At 67.3% G+C, this 260-nt stretch carries 1 pseudogene; it reads left to right on the forward strand.

What is annotated here, in order from left to right:
• Positions 1 to 260: pseudogene (locus E0702_RS19365) on the forward strand (hypothetical protein); the annotation flags it as partial.

The raw sequence follows: 260 nt of genomic DNA on the forward strand, positions 1-260 counted from the left end.
CTACAATTTCCTGACGCGCTGCCTGGCCACAATCGCGTTGCTCTTCGCCTACGCGATCGGCACGTCGGCGATCCTGGTCGGCGCAACGACCGCCCCCGCGCAGGCCTGGCGCGGCGAATGGGGCTATCGCGGTGGATACGGTCGCGGATGGGGCTATCGCGGCTACTATGCGCCGCGCGCCTATTACGCCCCGCGTGCCTATTACGCCCCGCGTGCCTATTACGGTTACGGCGCGCGCTGCTTCTGGAGCTATCGCTGGG

It is taken from the genome of Halomonas marinisediminis (assembly GCF_004347715.1).
Taxonomy (GTDB): domain Bacteria; phylum Pseudomonadota; class Gammaproteobacteria; order Pseudomonadales; family Halomonadaceae; genus Halomonas; species Halomonas icarae.